Origin of the sequence: Pseudomonas sp. 10(2024) (assembly GCF_045164175.1) — a bacterium.
GTDB classification, from domain to species: Bacteria; Pseudomonadota; Gammaproteobacteria; order Pseudomonadales; family Pseudomonadaceae; genus Aquipseudomonas; species Aquipseudomonas alloputida.
The window spans coordinates 4,389,507-4,407,280 of the sequence record NZ_CP174006.1; the positions used below are offsets into that span (position 1 = coordinate 4,389,507).

Genomic DNA, 17,774 nt, shown 5'->3' on the forward strand with positions numbered 1-17,774 from the left:
AAAATCGCCTACCTTTCACTTCTTGACCGGGCGTCAAATCCAGACAACCTATTGATATTCAGGCACTTTTTTTACAAGACTGTAGCTGTATGCTATCTCAAGCATGGCTGAGCTCACCAAACCGAGCACAACAGAACTTATATCCCAATGGACGCTCAAGTAAAGCGCACAAAAGCAATAGAACGAGATGATCGAAACGATCTGATTTTTTAGCACTAGACTATAACACTGGTTTGGCACATAGATAAAATAAATATGACTACCGACAATGAGGTAGGTCAAGATACTGATGCTGAGCAGGATCGATAGGTAATATGCTTGCTCCATGCCTGGCGGCGCTATAAACGCCACCACCCAATACCCACCAACCACAACCGACAATATGCACAGCAGGCCTACGCCAAGCTCAATCTTTATGATCTTGCTAATCAATTCACGTCGCGCACTGCGAATCAGAGCTGGGAACAATGCCGCATTAATATTTGACGCCAACAGGCTCGGCACCGAAAAAATCTTGTTCGCAAGGTCATAGATCGCAACCTCTCGCATACCGAAGAGACTACCAATAATAATTTCAATACTTTTCTGCTTAAATGTGTTGGCCGCTGTAGACCAGAAAAACGGCTGCACTTCCAACAACAATGCCATTACCTCCTTACCAGCCGGAAACGCAGGGCGCTCGCACCCCCGACTTGCAACTAGAAATGCCAGTAGGCTGGCAAGCACGTTGACCCCGACAGTAATCGCAGTGTAAAACACCACGTCCCCTTCTTGGGTAACTAGCAGAAAGATTAACGGCAACGACAACAGCTTCAACATCAGCTGAATAGTCGTCAACACCTTCATCTTCTGCATGCCATGGAAGTACCACTGCGGCAGAAGCACACTGGACAATACATTGGCATAGGCCAGGACAAACACCTGCCAATGCTCACGCATAAACTCGAAAACCATCATCAACAGCAAGAATATTGCCGTAGCAACACAGACTAACCAACTTTTGGCCAACAACACGCGAGCCATCAGGCTGCCATGCCCGAGCTTATTATCTTGCTCAAGCGATACTAGCTTTGCTGCATGAATATCGAAGCCGAAATTCACTAGCACCATGAAATACATGGCAACACCGGATGCAAATACATACAACCCAAAATTTTCTACCCCAAGCCGGTGAATAACATAGGGATAGATGAGGAGGTAAAAGAAAGAGTTCATGACCTGCAATGCCGTCATATGCAGGTAATTACTAACCACTTTCAGGTTGTTTTTATAAAGTATTTTAACCTGACTCAAGTTCAATTTACGCCCCTTTTACCACATCAGCCAGCACCTGAGCCAAGCCATTCGTTAAGCGAATCGCTCTTTCTTTCCACGCACGAAAAACCGAATCAGCGCAATGAATATTCCCAGACCTAACCCCAGCAAGAGCCCACCCAATACAATCAACAACTTTCTTGGCTTAATGGGTTGATCGGGCAATGCAAGCACGCCATCTCGCCGATAAACACGAAAGGCATCCTCGCTCACATTAAAGTTTCGATAAAATGCCATACGCTCTTCAAGCTGACGCAAGTTATCAATATATGGGTCGTCCGAGTTACGCTTCTCCATGTTATCTATTTCGGCCTGAATAGCATCACTACCACGCATATATGCGAGATCTCCATCCATTCGCGCCGATAACTCCGAAGCACTCCCCGTAATGATAGGAGGCTTCTTTAAGCCCACAGCCAAGGCAATTGCCAGCGCCTCTCTCAACTTACTAAGCCGATCCTCCCGTTCCTTGCGCGCCACCTCACGTTTGCCAGAGATTTCTCTATCCAACATGACGGCACGCAAGGAAGCATCTGAAACGGCATTTTTCACCAACTCGTTCTTGGTCATTTCAGCGGCGGTATCCGCCAGTGCATCTGCCCACTTAACCGCTACCGCGGGCTCAGAATGAGAGACGCTGACCACATAGCGCGCAGCCGAATCATCACCTGCTTTGCTAATTACAAACGAGCGAGAAAATTGTCTGAACATCACATTCTGAGACATCGTTTTTTCGCTTCCAGGAAGCGAGGGAAGATAGATTTCTTCAAACACTTGACGTCGCGCATTTTCCGAATACAGCAATCGCGCATATAAATCATATACTTCCCTAACGGAAATTAACGGCAGGCCAACTGCGTCACCGCGCCCATAATTAATGGCAGAAATATCGTTATGAGAAGGCGCAACGATTGCAAGATCAGCCTGATAAATAGGCTGGCGCGTAAAAGCATAAATTACTGCCAACAACAATAATGCGATCGTTAATCCGAATATCAAAACCTTTTGTTCTAACAAGCTTTTGAATAGCTCGCTTAGATCAACTTCCTCGCCACCACGATATCGCTCGCTAGCCATTCGATTGTTTTCCTTGTTTTCACTTGCACTGCTGCATTCGCCCCTCCCCAACCACCTAGCCAGCAACCAAAAAAACGAGGGGTAAATAAACACAACGGATGTCGAACAGCATCCGCAGGGGGGGGGGAAATTTTACTACCCAAAAAGTGCTGCTCGAGGCACTCCTCATACCAGCAGGCTCTTCAGCGCTAGGATATCCCATACGAAAGCAATAGCAAGAGTGACGGCAATGCACCTCCATACAAATGCGAATAAATATCAATTGAAAGGCTTTGGATTTTGACTATACAATCAATATAAAATCTGGTAACCCGTTTTCCAGGACGTTCGTTTAGGGTTGAAGTAGAGATCGCTTGGCTCTAAAAGTTCCAGAGAAAATTGTCATTAGTCTGTCCTGCTATTTTGGTATACCAACTTCCAATGCGACGCTCGAAGCAGCAGCGCTGCCGCGCAATGACTGTAGTAGTTGCCGCTTGGCCCTTGCCTCACCATGAACAAGTAACACTCGTCTCGCAGGTGACTGCCCCTGCAAAGCGAAGCGCACGAGCCCAAGCTGATCTGCATGCCCTGCAAAGCCAGCGATAGTCATGATCTTAAGCCGTACGTCATACATCCGCCCATCCAGGTCAACCTGCACAAAGCCTTGCGCTCCTTCGCTAGCCTGTATCACCGCCCCCGGAGTCCCCTTAGCCTGGTACCCCACAAACATCACCTCATGCCGCGGATCCCCCAGCATGGCCTTGAGGTAATTGACGATGCGCCCACCCGAACACATGCCATTGCCGGCAATCACGATCGCCGGTCGCCCGGTGCTCTTGAGGTAATTGACCACCTGCTGGTGGCGGGCATGGGTGTCCACACAGATCAGTTGGCTGAAGCCGAGCGGATCGCGCCCGGCTGCTACACGCGCCCTGGCTTCAGCATTCCAGTATTCGTGCAGCTCCCGGTACACGCGGGTGATGCGCTGAGCCAAGGGCGAATCGAGGATGATGGGCAACTGTGACCAGTCGATTGGCTCACCGTCCGGAGCCGGACCGGTAGTGTTCAGCAGGGCTTTGCGGTGCAGAATGTCTTCCAGCTCGTACAACAGCTCCTGCGTGCGACCAAGACTGAATGCAGGAATCAGGAGGGTGCCCTTGTCGGCGAGGGCTCGGTCGATGGCGTCTTCCAGCCGCTGACGGCGGTCGTCTGCCTGCGGGTGCAGGCGGTCGCCGTAGGTGCTTTCCAGCACCAGCACGTCAGCACGCTCCGGGGGCTGCACCGGGCGCAGCAGCGGGTTGCCACAAGCGCCCAGATCGCCAGAAAACACGTACCGGCTGTTGGTTTGCTCATGCTGCATATCGCACTCGACATAAGCGGAACCCAGCAGATGCCCTGCACGCTGCAGGCGAATACGACAGGCAAGACCAGGGCACTCAACCACCGTGTGCCACTGCTCGAAGGGCAGCGGCACGATAAGGTCACGGATGAAATCGAGATAGCGCGCCACCTGCGCAGGCTCGCTGCTGATGCTCAGCTTGTAGGCGTCTTCCAGCACCAGCGGCAGCAGCCGGGCCGAAGGCTCGCTGCACAGGATAGGGCCACGGTAACCCGCTGCCAGCAGCGCAGGGATGCGCCCAACATGGTCGAGATGGACATGGGTGATGACCAGGGCCTGAATACCCTGGATATCAAAACCGAGGGGGGCGGATTCTGCACCGGGCGGCGCATCACTTCCCTGTTCCAGCCCGCAGTCGACTAGCAAACTGGTGGATGGGCCGAGGTGCAGCTGGTGACAGGACCCGGTGACACCCCGGGTACCACCGTGATGGGAAAGGCTGGGATATTCCATGCTGCGCACACTCGCCTGGACCGAAAATGAAGTGGACTATTACTCCATGACGACCGACGCATGCATAGGTGAACCTTTCTTTAGTAGGTGTAGGAAATTTCCTTAGTTGCCGTTCAATGCCGCCTGACGAGCAGAAGCCCTGATCTTGCGCTTGCTGCGCAGCACGCCGTAGGCCCCCAGCAACGGCCCGACTGCCAGGCCAATGACCAAGGCAGCCAATACCAGGACAGCAACCGGCATGGCGGGTGCAGCCCAACCGAACAGGACCAATGACACGGTTTGCTGGTTCTCCAGCACGAAGAACAACACCACAGCCGCCAATAGCAGCACGAACACCGCCGCCAGGGCGCGCTTGAGGTTACGCATCAGATTGCTCCTTGTGGAATCAGGTGTGGGCCTCTTCGTGCTCGTCTTCATTGACCCGGTCACGCAACTCTTTGCCGGGCTTGAAGTGCGGCACGAACTTGCCTTCGAGGCTGACCGACTGGCCGGTCTTCGGGTTACGGCCTACGCGAGGGGCGCGATAGTGCAGCGAGAAGCTGCCAAAACCGCGGATCTCGATGCGATCGCCGGTAGCCAGGCATTGTGACATCTGCTCAAGCATGGTCTTGATGGCCAGCTCCACATCCTTGGACGAGAGCAGCCCCTGATGGGTGACAATACGTTCGATCAGCTCCGACTTCGTCATATTTTTCCCTTCGTTATCAAGCAGCTAGATCATTGCTTAACCAGTTTGTAGCACGCTGGGAAGGATTTGAACAGGGTGGATCTTGACTTAATAAAAAAATTCAAGATTGAAGTAATTCAAGAATGGTCTACCACTCAGGCAGGCCAGCGCTGCCTGATTCGCGGGCAAGCCCGCTCCTACAACGGGGCGTGTCGGCCTGAGGCGAGTGTGATCCAGCGCCATCGGTGTAGGAGCGGGTTTACCCGCGAACACCGGCGAAGCCGGTGCCATCCACCGCGCCGCCTGATTCGCGGGCAAGCCCGCTCCTACAACGGGGCGTGTCGGCCTGAGGCGAGTGTGATCCAGCGCCATCGGCGTAGGAGCGGGTTTACCCGCGAACACCGGCGAAGCCGGTGCCATCCACCGCGCTGCCTGATTCGCGGGTGAACCCGCTCCTACAACGGGCTTCGCCAGCCTGAAGCTGGCGTGTTCCAGCAGTGCCATCCGCCGCGCCACCTGGTTGCGGAGCAAAAAAAAGGGCGACCCGAGGGTCGCCCTTTTTACCGATCAAACAGAACTCAGTTCTGCTTGGCCATTGCTTCGCGCAGCAGCGCAGCCATGGTGGTGTCGGCAGCAGCTTCCGGAGCGTTTTTCAGGCTCTGGATAGCTTCGCGCTCTTCAGCGTCGTCTTTCGATTTGATCGACAGGCTGATAACGCGGGACTTGCGGTCAACGCTGATGATCTTGGCTTCGATCTCTTCGCCTTCTTTCAGAACGTTACGCGCGTCTTCAACGCGGTCACGGCTGATTTCGGAAGCTTTCAGAGTGGCTTCGATGTCGTCGGCCAGGGTGACGATGGCGCCTTTGGCATCAACTTCTTTCACGATGCCCTTGACGATAGCGCCCTTGTCATTGACAGCAACGAAGTTGGAGAACGGATCGTCTTCCAGCTGCTTGATGCCCAGGGAGATGCGCTCGCGCTCTGGGTCAACCGACAGGATGACGGTTTCCAGCTCGTCGCCCTTCTTGAAACGACGTACGGCTTCTTCGCCGGTTTCGTTCCAGGAGATGTCGGACAGGTGAACCAGACCGTCGATGCCGCCGTCCAGACCAATGAAGATACCGAAGTCGGTGATCGACTTGATGGTACCGGTGATCTTGTCACCCTTGTTGAACTGGCCGGAGAAGTCTTCCCATGGGTTGGACTTGCACTGCTTGATGCCCAGGGAGATACGACGACGCTCTTCGTCGATGTCCAGAACCATGACTTCCACTTCGTCGCCAACCTGAACGACTTTCGACGGGTGGATGTTCTTGTTGGTCCAGTCCATTTCGGAAACGTGTACCAGACCTTCAACGCCTTCTTCCAGCTCAGCGAAGCAGCCGTAGTCGGTCAGGTTGGTAACGCGAGCCTGTACGCGAGTACCTTCTGGGTAACGGGCAGTGATAGCTACCCACGGATCTTCGCCCATCTGCTTCAGACCCAGCGAAACGCGGTTGCGCTCACGGTCGAACTTCAGAACGCGTACGTCGACTTCGTCGCCAACGTTAACGATTTCCGATGGGTGCTTGATGCGCTTCCAGGCCATGTCGGTGATGTGCAGCAGGCCGTCGATACCGCCCAGGTCCACGAATGCGCCGTAGTCGGTGAGGTTCTTGACGATACCTTTGACTTGCTGGCCTTCCTGCAGGGTTTCCAGCAGGGCTTCGCGCTCGGCGCTGTTCTCGGCTTCCAGCACGCTGCGACGGGAAACGACAACGTTGTTGCGCTTCTGGTCCAGCTTGATGACCTTGAATTCCAGCTCTTTGCCTTCCAGGTGGGTGGTGTCGCGCACTGGGCGGACATCAACCAGGGAGCCCGGCAGGAACGCACGGATGCCGTTAACGTCGACAGTGAAGCCGCCCTTAACCTTACCGTTGATAACGCCCTTGACCACTTCTTCGGCGGCGAAAGCTGCTTCCAGAACAATCCAGCACTCGGCGCGCTTGGCTTTTTCACGGGACAGCTTGGTTTCGCCAAAGCCGTCTTCGACCGCGTCCAGCGCAACGTGAACTTCGTCACCGACCTTGATGGTCAGCTCGCCAGCTTCGTTGTAGAACTGCTCGAGCGGGATGACGCCCTCGGACTTCAGGCCAGCGTGTACGGTAACCCAGTCGCCGTCGATGTCGACAACGATACCGGTGATGATCGCACCCGGCTGAAGATTGAGGGTTTTCAGGCTTTCTTCAAAGAGTTCTGCAAAGCTTTCGCTCATTTTAATTCCTGTAGATTCGGGCGAAACAGACGCCCATAACCACATTCCAGACAATGTGGGTTCGTTTTAAGTAAAGGAAAGCCGGCAGGACGTTGACTGGTGCCCCTGCCTGCTTTCCTGGCTATCAGATAAGGTCGCGCTGGGCGATCTCGCTTCTGATACGTTGCAACACCTGCTCGATGGACAACTCGGTAGAGTCCAACTGAATGGCATCGGCCGCTGGCTTCAGCGGGGCCACTGCACGTTGGGTGTCACGTTCATCACGCGCACGAATCTCATCCAGCAGACTCGACAGACTAACATCTTCACCCTTGCCCTTCAACTGCAGGTAGCGGCGACGTGCGCGCTCCTCCGCGCTGGCGGTGAGGAAGACCTTCAATGGCGCATCCGGGAACACCACGGTACCCATGTCGCGACCGTCAGCAATCAGCCCCGGCACTTCGCGGAACTCACGCTGACGGACCAGCAGCGCATCACGCACTGCCGGCAGCGAGGCCACCATCGATGCACCGGCACCGACGGTTTCGGTACGGATGACGTTGCTGACGTCCTCACCCTCAAGGATGATCTGTTGTAGCTTACCGGGCTCGGCAGCGATGAACTGCACATCCAGATGGGCGGCAAGCTTGGTCAGCAGCTCTTCGTTGGTCAGGTCGACGCCGTGGTTGCTGGCATTGAATGCCAGCAAGCGATACAGCGCGCCGGAGTCCAGCAGCTTCCAGCCCAGCTCGCGGGCAATCAGCCCGGCGACCGTGCCCTTGCCCGAGCCGCTTGGTCCGTCGATGGTGATAACCGGTGCCATTGAATTCACGACTTGCCCTCTTCTGCCACGCGAATCCCCACTTCGGCGCACAGCGCCAGGAAGTTGGGGAACGAGGTGGCGACGTTGGCGCAGTCGTGAATGCGAATCGGCGCACTGGCGCGCAGCGAAGCCACGCTGAAGGCCATGGCGATGCGGTGGTCACCATGCCCATGCACTTCGCCGCCGCCCATCTGGCCGCCGTCGATGATGATGCCGTCCGGGGTCGGCTCGCACTTGATGCCCAAGGTGGTGAGGCCATCGGCCATCACCTGGATACGATCGGACTCCTTCACCCGCAGCTCTTCGGCGCCACGCAGCACGGTACGCCCTTCAGCGCAGGCAGCGGCCACGAACAAGACCGGGAATTCGTCGATGGCCAGCGGCACCAACGCTTCAGGAATGTCGATACCCTTCAGCTTGGCACCGCGCACACGCAGGTCGGCCACGGGTTCGCCACCCACTTCACGCTGGTTTTCCAGGGTGATGTCGCCGCCCATCAGGCGCAGGATGTCGATCACGCCAGTACGGGTCGGGTTGATGCCGACATGCTCCAGCACCAGCTCGGAGCCTTCAGCGATAGAGGCTGCGACCAGGAAGAACGCTGCCGAGGAAATGTCAGCCGGCACTTCGATCCGCGTAGCGGTCAGTTTGCCACCGGACTGCAGCGAGGCCACCGGGCCATTGCTGTCGACCGAATAGCCAAAACCGCGCAGCATGCGCTCGGTGTGGTCACGGGTAGGCGCAGGCTCGGTGACAGTGGTCTTGCCTTCGGCGTACAGGCCGGCCAGCAGCAGGCAGGATTTGACCTGGGCGCTAGCCATCGGCAGCGTGTAGGTCAACCCTTTGAGCTTGTGGCCACCGCGGATGGTCAGCGGCGGGCGGCCGTCCGGGCCGGTCTCGACCACAGCACCCATTTCGCGCAGCGGGTTGGCCACACGGTTCATCGGGCGCTTGGACAGCGAGGCGTCGCCGGTCATGGTGACATCGAACGGCTGACCGGCCAACAGGCCCGACAGCAGGCGCATCGAAGTACCGGAGTTACCTACGTACAGCGGCCCTGGTGGCGGCTTCAGGCCATGCAGGCCCACGCCGTGAATGGTCACACGACCGTGGTTGGGGCCTTCGATGACCACACCCATGTCACGGAATGCCTGCAGGGTCGCCAGCGCATCTTCGCCTTCGAGGAAGCCTTCGACCTCGGTAGTACCTTCGGCCAGCGAGCCGAGCATGATCGAGCGATGGGAAATCGACTTGTCGCCCGGTACACGGATCCGCCCGTTCAGGCGGCCACCCGGTTGGGCCTGGAAAATCAGATCGTTGGCGTTCATAGCGTCCACATAGGCCCGGCGGGCCAGGATTTTACTGAAATGCTCGCGGGCAACCCGTGCGCGGGTGAATACACCCAGCAGCTGGTGCCCATCCCCTTCAGCGATCGCGTCGCGCAGGGCGTCGAGATCACTGCGAAATGTATCAAGCGTGCGCAGGACAGCGTCGCGGTTGGCGAGGAAGATGTCATGCCACATGGTCGGATCGCTGCCGGCGATTCTTGTGAAATCGCGGAACCCACCCGCAGCGTACCGGAAGATCTCGAGGTTTTCATTGCGTTTGGCCAGTGAGTCGACCAGGCCAAAGGCCAGCAGGTGTGGCAGATGGCTGGTGGCGGCCAGTACTTCGTCATGGCGCTCGACCGACATGTGCTCCACATCGGCGTCCAGCGCACGCCACAGGCGGTCAACCAGGGCCAGCGCGGCGGGGTCGGTTTCGGCCAGCGGCGTGAGGATGACCTTGTGCCGACGGAACAAGGTGGCATTGGACGCCTCTACCCCGCTCTGCTCGGAACCAGCGATGGGGTGGCCCGGGACGAAGCGCGGCAGGCGGGCACCGAAGACGGCACGCGCCTCACGCACGACGTTGCCCTTGGCGCTACCGACGTCGGTGATGATCGCATCACCCAGGTCGAGCAGGGCCAGGCGCGCGAGGACTTTTTCCATGGCCAGGATCGGTACGGCCAGCTGGATGACATCGGCGCCCACACAAGCGGCGGCAAGGTCTTCTTCGCAGCGGTCGACCACGCCCAGGGCCACGGCCTGCTTGCGCGAGGGGGCATCCAGGTCGACACCGACCACTTCGCGGCACAGGCCGCTTTCACGCAGGCCCTTGGCGAACGAGCCGCCGATCAGGCCTAGACCGACCACGACCAGGCGGTCGATGATGGGCGCGGGTTTGGTTTTTGCTGCATTTACCACTGGTGCGAACCCTGTTCAGAAATCTAGGTAGCCTGTGAGGGCCATTGGGGCCGCGGCGCGGCCCTTCGCGGGCTAGCCCGCTCCCACAGAGATCGGCATCACATGCTCACTGTGGGAGCGGGCATGCCCGCGAAGGGCTGCAAGTCAGCCCCAAGGCCCCTGAATCAAAGCACCGCCTTCGGATAAGAGCCCAGCACCTTCAGCGCCACAGCCTCCTGGCTGATCTGCTCGAGCACCGCCTTGATCAGCGGGTCGCGGTGGTGGCCGACGAAGTCGATGAAGAACACGTAGGTCCACTTGCCGCTGCGCGACGGGCGGGTCTCGATGCGGGTCAAGTCGATGCCGTTCTGATAGAACGGCACCAGCAACTCATGCAACGCACCTGGCTTGTTGCTCATCGAAACGATGATCGAGGTCTTGTCGTCGCCGGTGGGCGGTACTTCCTGGTTACCGATCATCAGGAAGCGCGTGGAGTTGTCCGGGCGGTCTTCGATCTTCTCGGCCAGACGGGTCAAGCCGTACAGGTTGGCCGCCATATCGCCGGCGATCGCCGCCGAGTTCCACTCGCCCTTAACCCGCTTGGCCGCTTCGGCATTGCTCGATACGGCCACGCGCTCCACGTTCGGGTAGTGAGCGTCCAGCCACTTTCGGCACTGGGCCAGCGACTGGGCGTGGGAGTAGATGCGGGTGATGCTGTCGGTCTTGGTGTTCTCGCCCACCAGCAGGTGGTGGTGGATACGCAGCTCGACCTCACCGCAAATCACCATGTCATGCTCGAGGAAGCTGTCCAGGGTGTGGCTGACCGCACCTTCAGTGGAGTTTTCCACCGGCACCACACCGAAGTTGACGGCACCGGCCGCCACTTCACGGAACACTTCGTCGATGGCCGCCATCGGCCGACTGATCACCGCGTGGCCAAAGTGCTTCATGGCCGCCGCCTGGGTGAAGGTGCCTTCAGGGCCGAGGTAGGCGATTTTCAGCGGCTCTTCCAGGGCCAGGCACGACGACATGATTTCGCGGAACAGCCGCGCCATCTCTTCGTTGCCCAGCGGGCCCTTGTTGCGTTCCATCACGCGCTTGAGCACCGCAGCTTCACGCTCAGGACGGTAGAACACCGGCTTCTCGCCCTCTTTCAGCGAGGCCGTCTTGACCCGGGCCACTTCTTCGGCGCAGCGGGCGCGGTCACTGATCAGCTCGAGGATTTTCTCGTCGAGGCTGTCGATGCGCACGCGCAGCGCCTTGAGCTCCTGTTCGGACATGTCAGCCATGCTCCTTCTCGAATTCAGCCATGTAGCCTACCAGCGCTTCTACCGCTTCCAGGCCCAGGGCGTTGTAGATGGAGGCGCGCATGCCGCCAACCGAACGGTGGCCCTTGAGGTTAAGCAGGCCACGCGCGTCGGCGCCAGCGAGGAAGGCCTTGTCCAGGCGCTCGTCAGCCAGGCGGAACGGCACGTTCATCCACGAACGGGCGTTGACGCTAATCGGGTTGGTGTAGAACTCGCTGCGGTCGATGAAGCCGTAAAGGCGGTCTTTCTTGGCACGGTTGCGCTGCTCCATGGCCTCGACACCACCCTGCTCTTTCAGCCACTCGAAGACCAGGCCCGAGAGGTACCAGGAGTAGGTGGCCGGGGTGTTGTACATCGAGCCGTTGTCAGCCGAAACCTTGTAGTCGAGCATGGTCGGGCAGCTGCTGCGGGCATGGCCCAACAGGTCTTCGCGCACGATCACCACCACCAGGCCGCTTGGGCCGATATTCTTCTGCGCGCCGGCGTAGATCAGGCCGAACTGCGACACATCGATCGGGCGCGAGAGGATGTCGGACGACATATCGACCACCAGCGGCACGTCACCGGTTTGCGGCACCCAGTCAAACTGCAGGCCACCGATGGTCTCGTTGGACGCATAGTGCACGTAGGCTGCGTTTTTGGTCAGGTTCCACTCGTTCTGGCCGGGGATGGCCAGGTAGTCGTAAGGCTTGGCAGTGGCGGCGACGTTGACGTTGCCGAAACGGCGCGCTTCCTCGATGGCCTTTTTCGACCAGATGCCGGTTTCGATGTAGTCGGCCGTGCCGTTTTCCGGCAGCAGGTTCAGCGGGATTTCAGCGAACTGCTGGCTGGCGCCCCCTTGCAGGAACAGCACCTTGTAGTTGGAGGGGACGGACAGCAGGTCACGCAGGTCCTGCTCGGCCTTTTCGGCGATGGCCACGTAATCGTCGCTGCGATGGCTCATTTCCATCACCGACAACCCCTTGCCACGCCAGTCCAGCATCTCGGCCTGTGCGCGCTGCAGGACAGCGTCAGGAAGCGCGGCAGGGCCTGCGCAGAAGTTAAAGGCTCGTTTGCTCACATCCACTCTCGCTCTGCCAAATAGAACAAAAACTATCACATGGGTTAGCAGCGACCCTGTGGGAGCGGGCGAGCCCGCGAACACCGGCAAAGCCGGTGCCATCTACCGCAGTGTCTGCTTCGCGGGCATGCCCGCTCCCACAAGGCCGGGCTTTGCCAGCTGTTATCAGTCAAACGGGGCGACCTTGGTCGCCCCGCTCGGGTTTACGCTTGCTTACTCTTGCGGGGCCTCGTCGGCACCTGCAGCTTCTTCATTTTCATTGTCTGGCGCTACAGCCTCGACACCCTCCTCGTCCGTCTCGATCACTTCATCGAGTTCGTCCTCGGACGGCTCCTGGATACGCTCCAGGCCCACCAGTGTCTCATCGGCCGCCAGCTTGATCAGCGTAACGCCCTGGGTGTTGCGGCTGAGGCTGGACACCTCGCCAACCCGGGTGCGAACCAGCGTGCCCTGGTCGGAAATCAGCATGATCTCCTCGCCTTCCTGCACCTGGATAGCCCCGATCAGCAGGCCGTTGCGCCCTTTGGTACCCATGGCGATCACACCCTGGCCACCGCGGCCGCGACGCGGGAACTTGGACAGCGGGGTGCGCTTGCCAAAGCCACGCTCGGAGGCGGTGAGGATCTGCGAGCCGGACTCCGGGATCAGCATCGAAATGATCCGTTGGCCTTTGCCCAGCTTCATGCCGCGCACACCACGGGCGTTGCGGCCCATTTCACGCACGACGCTCTCGGCAAAGCGGATGACCTTGCCAGCGTCGGAGAACATCATGACTTCCTTGGCGCCATCGGTGATGGCCGCGGCAATCAGGGTGTCCCCTTCCTTCAGCTTCAGGGCGATCAGGCCGTTGGAGCGCGGACGGGCGAACTGCACCAGCGGGGTCTTCTTGACGGTACCGGAAGCGGTCGCCATGAAGATGTACGCACCGGTCGGCTCTGCAACCCACTCCGGGGTGTCGCCGTCTTCTTCGTCGACTTCCTCGGCCTCTACCAGCTCACCCTCGAGCACGGTGTCTTCAGCCTCGTCCAGTTCTTCGTCGAGGTCGGCGTTCTGCTGCAGCGCTTCGAGGTCGATCTGCAGCATGGCGGTGATGCGCTCACCCTCCTCCAGCGGCAGCAGGTTGACCAGCGGACGACCGCGGGCAGCGCGGGACGCTTCGGGGATTTCGTAGGTCTTCTTCCAGTACACCTTGCCCTTACTGGAGAACAGCAACAGGGTGGCATGGCTGTTGGCGACCAGCAGGTGCTCGATGTAGTCCTCGTCCTTCACGCCGGTCGCCGACTTGCCTTTGCCGCCGCGGCGCTGGGCCTGGTAGGCGGACAATGGCTGGGTCTTGGCATAACCACCATGGGAGATGGTGACCACGCGCTCTTCTTCCGGGATCATGTCGCCGTAGTTGAGGTCGTGGCTGGCATTGAGGATTTCGGTGCGGCGCACATCGCCGTACTCGGCACGGATGGCCTCCAGCTCCTCGCGAATCACTTCCATCAGGCGCTCGGCGCTGCTGAGGATGCGGATCAACTCGCCAATCTGCTCGAGGATTTCCTGGTACTCGGCCAGCAGCTTCTCGTGCTCCAGGCCGGTCAGGCGGTGCAGGCGCAGGTCGAGAATGGCCTGGGCCTGTTCCGGCGACAGGAAGTACTTGCCGTCATGCAGGCCATACTGCTCCGGCAGGTCCTCAGGGCGGCAGGAATCGGCGCCGGCGCGCTCGACCATGACCTGCACAGCACTGGATTCCCACGGCGTGGAAACCAGGGCTTCCTTGGCTTCGGACGGCGTCGGCGAGGCCTTGATCAGGGCAATGACCGGGTCGATGTTGGACAGCGCAACCGCCTGGCCCTCAAGGATATGGCCACGTTCACGGGCCTTGCGCAGCTCGAATACGGTACGGCGGGTCACCACTTCACGGCGGTGGCGGACGAACGCTTCGAGCAGATCCTTGAGGTTGAGCAGGCGCGGACGGCCGTCGACCAGGGCCACCACGTTGATGCCGAATACGCTCTGCAGCTGGGTTTGCTGGTAGAGGTTGTTCAGCACCACCTCCGGCACCTCGCCGCGACGCAGCTCGATGACGATGCGCATGCCGTCCTTGTCGGACTCGTCGCGCAGCTCGGTGATGCCTTCGATCTTCTTCTCTTTGACCAGCTCGGCGATCTTTTCGATCAGGCGCGCCTTGTTCAGCTGGTACGGCAGCTCGGTGATCACGATCTGCTGGCGGCCGCCAACCTTGTCGATGTCCTCGATCTCGGAGCGGGCGCGCATGTAGATGCGGCCACGGCCGGTGCGATAGGCCTCGATGATGCCCTGACGACCGTTGATGATGCCGGCAGTCGGGAAGTCCGGGCCAGGGATGAACTGCATCAGCTCATCGATGGTGACTTCCGGGTTGTCGATGAGCGCCAGGCAGCCATCGATGACCTCGCCGAGGTTGTGCGGCGGAATGTTGGTCGCCATGCCCACGGCAATACCGCTGGAACCGTTGACCAGCAGGTTGGGAATACGCGTCGGCATGACCGCCGGGATCTGCTCGGTGCCGTCGTAGTTGGGCACCCAGTCGACGGTTTCCTTGTGCAGGTCCGCCAGCAGTTCGTGGGCCAGTTTGGTCATGCGCACTTCGGTGTATCGCATGGCAGCAGCGTTGTCGCCGTCCACCGAACCGAAGTTGCCCTGGCCGTCGACCAGCAGGTAGCGCAACGAGAACGGCTGGGCCATACGCACGATGGTGTCGTAGACCGCAGTGTCGCCGTGCGGGTGGTACTTACCGATCACGTCACCGACCACACGGGCGGATTTCTTGTACGGCTTGTTCCAGTCGTTGCCCAGTTCGCTCATCGCATAGAGAACGCGGCGATGCACGGGCTTCAAGCCGTCACGCGCATCGGGCAGCGCTCGCCCGACAATCACGCTCATCGCGTAGTCGAGGTAAGACTGTCTCAGTTCGTCTTCGATATTGACCGGGAGGATTTCTTTGGCCAGTTCGCCCATGAGAAGCCTGATTCCTTTTTCTGGTGAAACTTCGCAGCTCCATCAAGGGCCGAACGAAGCTCGCCGCCGCAGCGCATAAGGGTGCGACGACTTACGACAAATCAATGAGTTGTGCCATGGATCTGCGCAATGAAGGCCGCCGTGATGGGCGGTCTTGGAAACTGCCGGATGTTATCACAAACGCGGGGGCGGTGGGGAGAGGTGGCAGTTGGTCTCAGCCGCGTTTGAAACCTGGTTTCTGTATTGCCTGCACCGGCCTCTTCGCGGGCTCGCCCGCTCCCACAGGTTCACCACAGCCCCAAGGCCATGCGATATCCCTGTGGGAGCGGGCAAGCCCGCGAAAAGGCCGGTGAGGCGATACAAAATCAGTGCAGGCGCTTGCGGCAAACCAGCTGAGCCAGCTTGGCAGCATCCGGGCGCTCGACGATGCCGCGCTCGGTCACGATCACATCGATCAGGTCGGCCGGCGTCACATCGAACACCGGGTTGAACACCTCGACACCCGGCGACACCCGGGTACCGCCGAAGTCCAGCCACTCGTCGGCGTCACGCTCCTCCAGCGGGATATCCTCACCCGTGGCCAGGTTCAGGTCGATGCTGGTGCTCGGCGCCACGACCATGAAGCGCACGCCATGGTGCATGGCACTGACGGCCAGCTGATAGGTGCCGATCTTGCCGGCCATGTCGCCATTGGCAGCGATGCAGTCCGCCCCCACCACCACCCAGGTGATGCCCTTGGTCTTCATGAGGTGGGCCAGCGCCGAGTCGGCACAAAGGGTCACCGGGATGCCCTCGTTGGCCAGCTCCCAGCCGGTCAGGCGCGAGCCCTGCAGCCAAGGGCGAGTCTCACCGGCATAAACCCGCTCGACCATGCCTTCCAGGTAGCCGGCACGGATCACCCCCAGTGCGGTGCCAAAGCCACCACTGGCAAGGGCGCCGGCGTTGCCGAAGGTGAGCAGGGCCTGGGCATTGCCCTGATGGCGACGGATCAGCTCGATACCCTGCTGGGCCATGGTCAGGTTGGCCTCACGGTCGCTGTCGTGAATGGCCACCGCTTCGGCCTCCAGCGCTGCCAGAACGTCTTCTTCCGGCCGCAGGCGCTGCAGGCGCTCGCGCATGCGGTTCAGCGCCCAGAACAAGTTGGCGGCAGTAGGGCGCGCCTCGGCGAGGGTGAGAAAGTCGTCTTCAAGGTCCATTTCCCAATCGCCGCCTTCGGCCAGCCGCTCTTCAAGGGCCAGTACCAGGCCGTAAGCTGCGGCAATACCGATCGCCGAGGCGCCGCGCACCGCCATGTCACGGATGGCTGCGGCCACCTGCGCAACATTGTCGCAGGCCAGCCAACGCTCCTCCGACGGCAGCAGGCGCTGGTCGAGCAGGTGCAAGGCGCCGCCCTGCCAGCGGATCGCGGTCACCTTCTCCGCCGCCAAAAGTCGCTCGCGCATCGCCTCTCCCCGTCATTCGGATATCAAAAACCGGCGATTATAGCGACCCTCGCGGCCAAGCGCTCGGGTATACTCCGGCGCAATTTTGCGAAGTTTCAGAGGACTGTTCAATGAGCAACGTCGACCGCGCCGAAATCGCCAAGTTCGAAGCGCTGGCCCACCGCTGGTGGGACCGCGAAAGCGAGTTCAAGCCGCTGCACGAAATCAACCCGCTGCGCGTCAACTGGATCGACGAGCGCGTCAGCCTGGCCGGCAAGAAAGTGCTGGACGTGGGTTGCGGTGGCGGCATCCTCAGCGAAGCCATGGCCCTGCGCGGCGCCACGGTCACCGGTATCGACATGGGCGAGGCGCCACTGGCGGTGGCTCAGCTGCACCAGCTGGAGTCCGGCGTGCAGGTGGAATACCGGCAGATCACCGCCGAAGCCCTGGCCGAGGAAATGCCTGAACAGTTCGACGTGGTCACCTGCCTGGAAATGCTCGAGCACGTGCCCGACCCGTCTTCGGTGATTCGCGCCTGCTACCGCATGGTCAAGCCGGGCGGCCAAGTGTTCTTCTCCACCATCAACCGCAACCCCAAGGCCTACCTGCTGGCCATCGTCGGCGCCGAGTACATCCTGAAGATGCTGCCGCGCGGCACCCATGACTTCAAGAAGTTCATCCGCCCGTCCGAGCTGGGCGCCTGGAGCCGCGATGCCGGCCTGCAGGTGAAGGACATCATCGGCCTCACCTACAACCCGCTGACCAAGCACTACAAGCTCAACAGCGACGTCGACGTCAACTACATGATCCAGACCCTGCGCGAGGAATAA

13 protein-coding genes are annotated in these 17,774 nt (G+C 59.6%); 1 reads left to right on the forward strand and 12 read right to left on the reverse strand.

Annotated features, from left to right (window positions below):
- Window positions 1-48 precede the first annotated feature (48 nt).
- The 12 genes from ACI7M0_RS19855 to mtnA all read right to left on the reverse strand — a co-directional run bounded on the left by ACI7M0_RS19855 (window position 49) and on the right by mtnA (window position 16,965).
- The gene (locus ACI7M0_RS19855) at window positions 49-1,299 is read right to left on the reverse strand and encodes a lipopolysaccharide biosynthesis protein (RefSeq protein ID WP_129932292.1); all 1,251 of its coding nucleotides are present in this window, start codon (window positions 1,297-1,299) and stop codon (window positions 49-51) included.
- A gap of 48 nt (window positions 1,300-1,347) precedes the next feature.
- The gene (locus ACI7M0_RS19860; protein WP_129932293.1) at window positions 1,348-2,391 is read right to left on the reverse strand and encodes a Wzz/FepE/Etk N-terminal domain-containing protein; all 1,044 of its coding nucleotides are present in this window, start codon (window positions 2,389-2,391) and stop codon (window positions 1,348-1,350) included.
- Window positions 2,392-2,788: 397 nt separating this feature from the next.
- A complete protein-coding gene (locus ACI7M0_RS19865; protein WP_129932294.1) occupies window positions 2,789-4,222 on the reverse strand; it encodes an MBL fold metallo-hydrolase in 1,434 nt (477 codons plus the stop codon).
- Between the two features lie 102 nt (window positions 4,223-4,324).
- On the reverse strand, window positions 4,325-4,588 hold the full coding sequence (locus tag ACI7M0_RS19870) for a lipopolysaccharide assembly protein LapA domain-containing protein (protein ID WP_020192380.1): 264 nt from the start codon (window positions 4,586-4,588) through the stop codon (window positions 4,325-4,327).
- 19 nt (window positions 4,589-4,607) lie between these two features.
- Window positions 4,608-4,910 carry an integration host factor subunit beta gene (gene ihfB / locus ACI7M0_RS19875; RefSeq protein ID WP_010952810.1) on the reverse strand — a complete coding sequence of 101 codons (303 nt, stop codon included), beginning with the start codon at window positions 4,908-4,910 and terminating at the stop codon, window positions 4,608-4,610.
- Window positions 4,911-5,467: 557 nt separating this feature from the next.
- Window positions 5,468-7,144, reverse strand: a complete 1,677-nt coding sequence (gene rpsA / locus ACI7M0_RS19880; protein ID WP_003252673.1) for a 30S ribosomal protein S1 — start codon at window positions 7,142-7,144, stop codon at window positions 5,468-5,470.
- Window positions 7,145-7,268: 124 nt separating this feature from the next.
- Complete coding sequence (gene cmk / locus ACI7M0_RS19885) at window positions 7,269-7,946, reverse strand: (d)CMP kinase (RefSeq protein WP_003252672.1); 678 nt, start codon at window positions 7,944-7,946, stop codon at window positions 7,269-7,271.
- A 5-nt stretch (window positions 7,947-7,951) separates the two neighbouring features.
- Window positions 7,952-10,159: a bifunctional prephenate dehydrogenase/3-phosphoshikimate 1-carboxyvinyltransferase gene (locus ACI7M0_RS19890; RefSeq protein WP_231114300.1), complete on the reverse strand. Its 2,208-nt coding sequence runs from the start codon at window positions 10,157-10,159 to the stop codon at window positions 7,952-7,954.
- Window positions 10,160-10,356: 197 nt separating this feature from the next.
- On the reverse strand, window positions 10,357-11,451 hold the full coding sequence (pheA, locus tag ACI7M0_RS19895; protein WP_003252669.1) for a prephenate dehydratase: 1,095 nt from the start codon (window positions 11,449-11,451) through the stop codon (window positions 10,357-10,359).
- 1 nt (window position 11,452) lies between these two features.
- Complete coding sequence (serC, locus tag ACI7M0_RS19900) at window positions 11,453-12,538, reverse strand: 3-phosphoserine/phosphohydroxythreonine transaminase (RefSeq protein ID WP_010952806.1); 1,086 nt, start codon at window positions 12,536-12,538, stop codon at window positions 11,453-11,455.
- Window positions 12,539-12,751: 213 nt separating this feature from the next.
- Window positions 12,752-15,523, reverse strand: a complete 2,772-nt coding sequence (gene gyrA / locus ACI7M0_RS19905) for a DNA gyrase subunit A (protein WP_104962366.1) — start codon at window positions 15,521-15,523, stop codon at window positions 12,752-12,754.
- A gap of 365 nt (window positions 15,524-15,888) precedes the next feature.
- The gene (gene mtnA / locus ACI7M0_RS19910) at window positions 15,889-16,965 is read right to left on the reverse strand and encodes an S-methyl-5-thioribose-1-phosphate isomerase (protein ID WP_020192573.1); all 1,077 of its coding nucleotides are present in this window, start codon (window positions 16,963-16,965) and stop codon (window positions 15,889-15,891) included.
- A gap of 110 nt (window positions 16,966-17,075) precedes the next feature.
- Between mtnA and ubiG the strand changes: the two genes are divergently transcribed.
- The gene (gene ubiG / locus ACI7M0_RS19915) at window positions 17,076-17,774 is read left to right on the forward strand and encodes a bifunctional 2-polyprenyl-6-hydroxyphenol methylase/3-demethylubiquinol 3-O-methyltransferase UbiG (RefSeq protein WP_003252662.1); all 699 of its coding nucleotides are present in this window, start codon (window positions 17,076-17,078) and stop codon (window positions 17,772-17,774) included.

What these genes read in the sequence shown, in the direction of transcription:
- ACI7M0_RS19870 (WP_020192380.1), bottom strand. Translation starts at nt 4,588, where the DNA reads ATGCGTAACCTCAAGCGCGCCCTGGCGGCGGTGTTCGTGCTGCTATTG.
- cmk (WP_003252672.1), bottom strand. Translation starts at nt 7,946, where the DNA reads ATGGCACCGGTTATCACCATCGACGGACCAAGCGGCTCGGGCAAGGGC.
- gyrA (WP_104962366.1), bottom strand. Translation starts at nt 15,523, where the DNA reads ATGGGCGAACTGGCCAAAGAAATCCTCCCGGTCAATATCGAAGACGAA.
- mtnA (WP_020192573.1), bottom strand. Translation starts at nt 16,965, where the DNA reads ATGCGCGAGCGACTTTTGGCGGCGGAGAAGGTGACCGCGATCCGCTGG.
- rpsA (WP_003252673.1), bottom strand. Translation starts at nt 7,144, where the DNA reads ATGAGCGAAAGCTTTGCAGAACTCTTTGAAGAAAGCCTGAAAACCCTC.
- ubiG (WP_003252662.1), top strand. Translation starts at nt 17,076, where the DNA reads ATGAGCAACGTCGACCGCGCCGAAATCGCCAAGTTCGAAGCGCTGGCC.
- ACI7M0_RS19860 (WP_129932293.1), bottom strand. Translation starts at nt 2,391, where the DNA reads ATGGCTAGCGAGCGATATCGTGGTGGCGAGGAAGTTGATCTAAGCGAG.
- pheA (WP_003252669.1), bottom strand. Translation starts at nt 11,451, where the DNA reads ATGTCCGAACAGGAGCTCAAGGCGCTGCGCGTGCGCATCGACAGCCTC.
- ihfB (WP_010952810.1), bottom strand. Translation starts at nt 4,910, where the DNA reads ATGACGAAGTCGGAGCTGATCGAACGTATTGTCACCCATCAGGGGCTG.
- ACI7M0_RS19865 (WP_129932294.1), bottom strand. Translation starts at nt 4,222, where the DNA reads ATGGAATATCCCAGCCTTTCCCATCACGGTGGTACCCGGGGTGTCACC.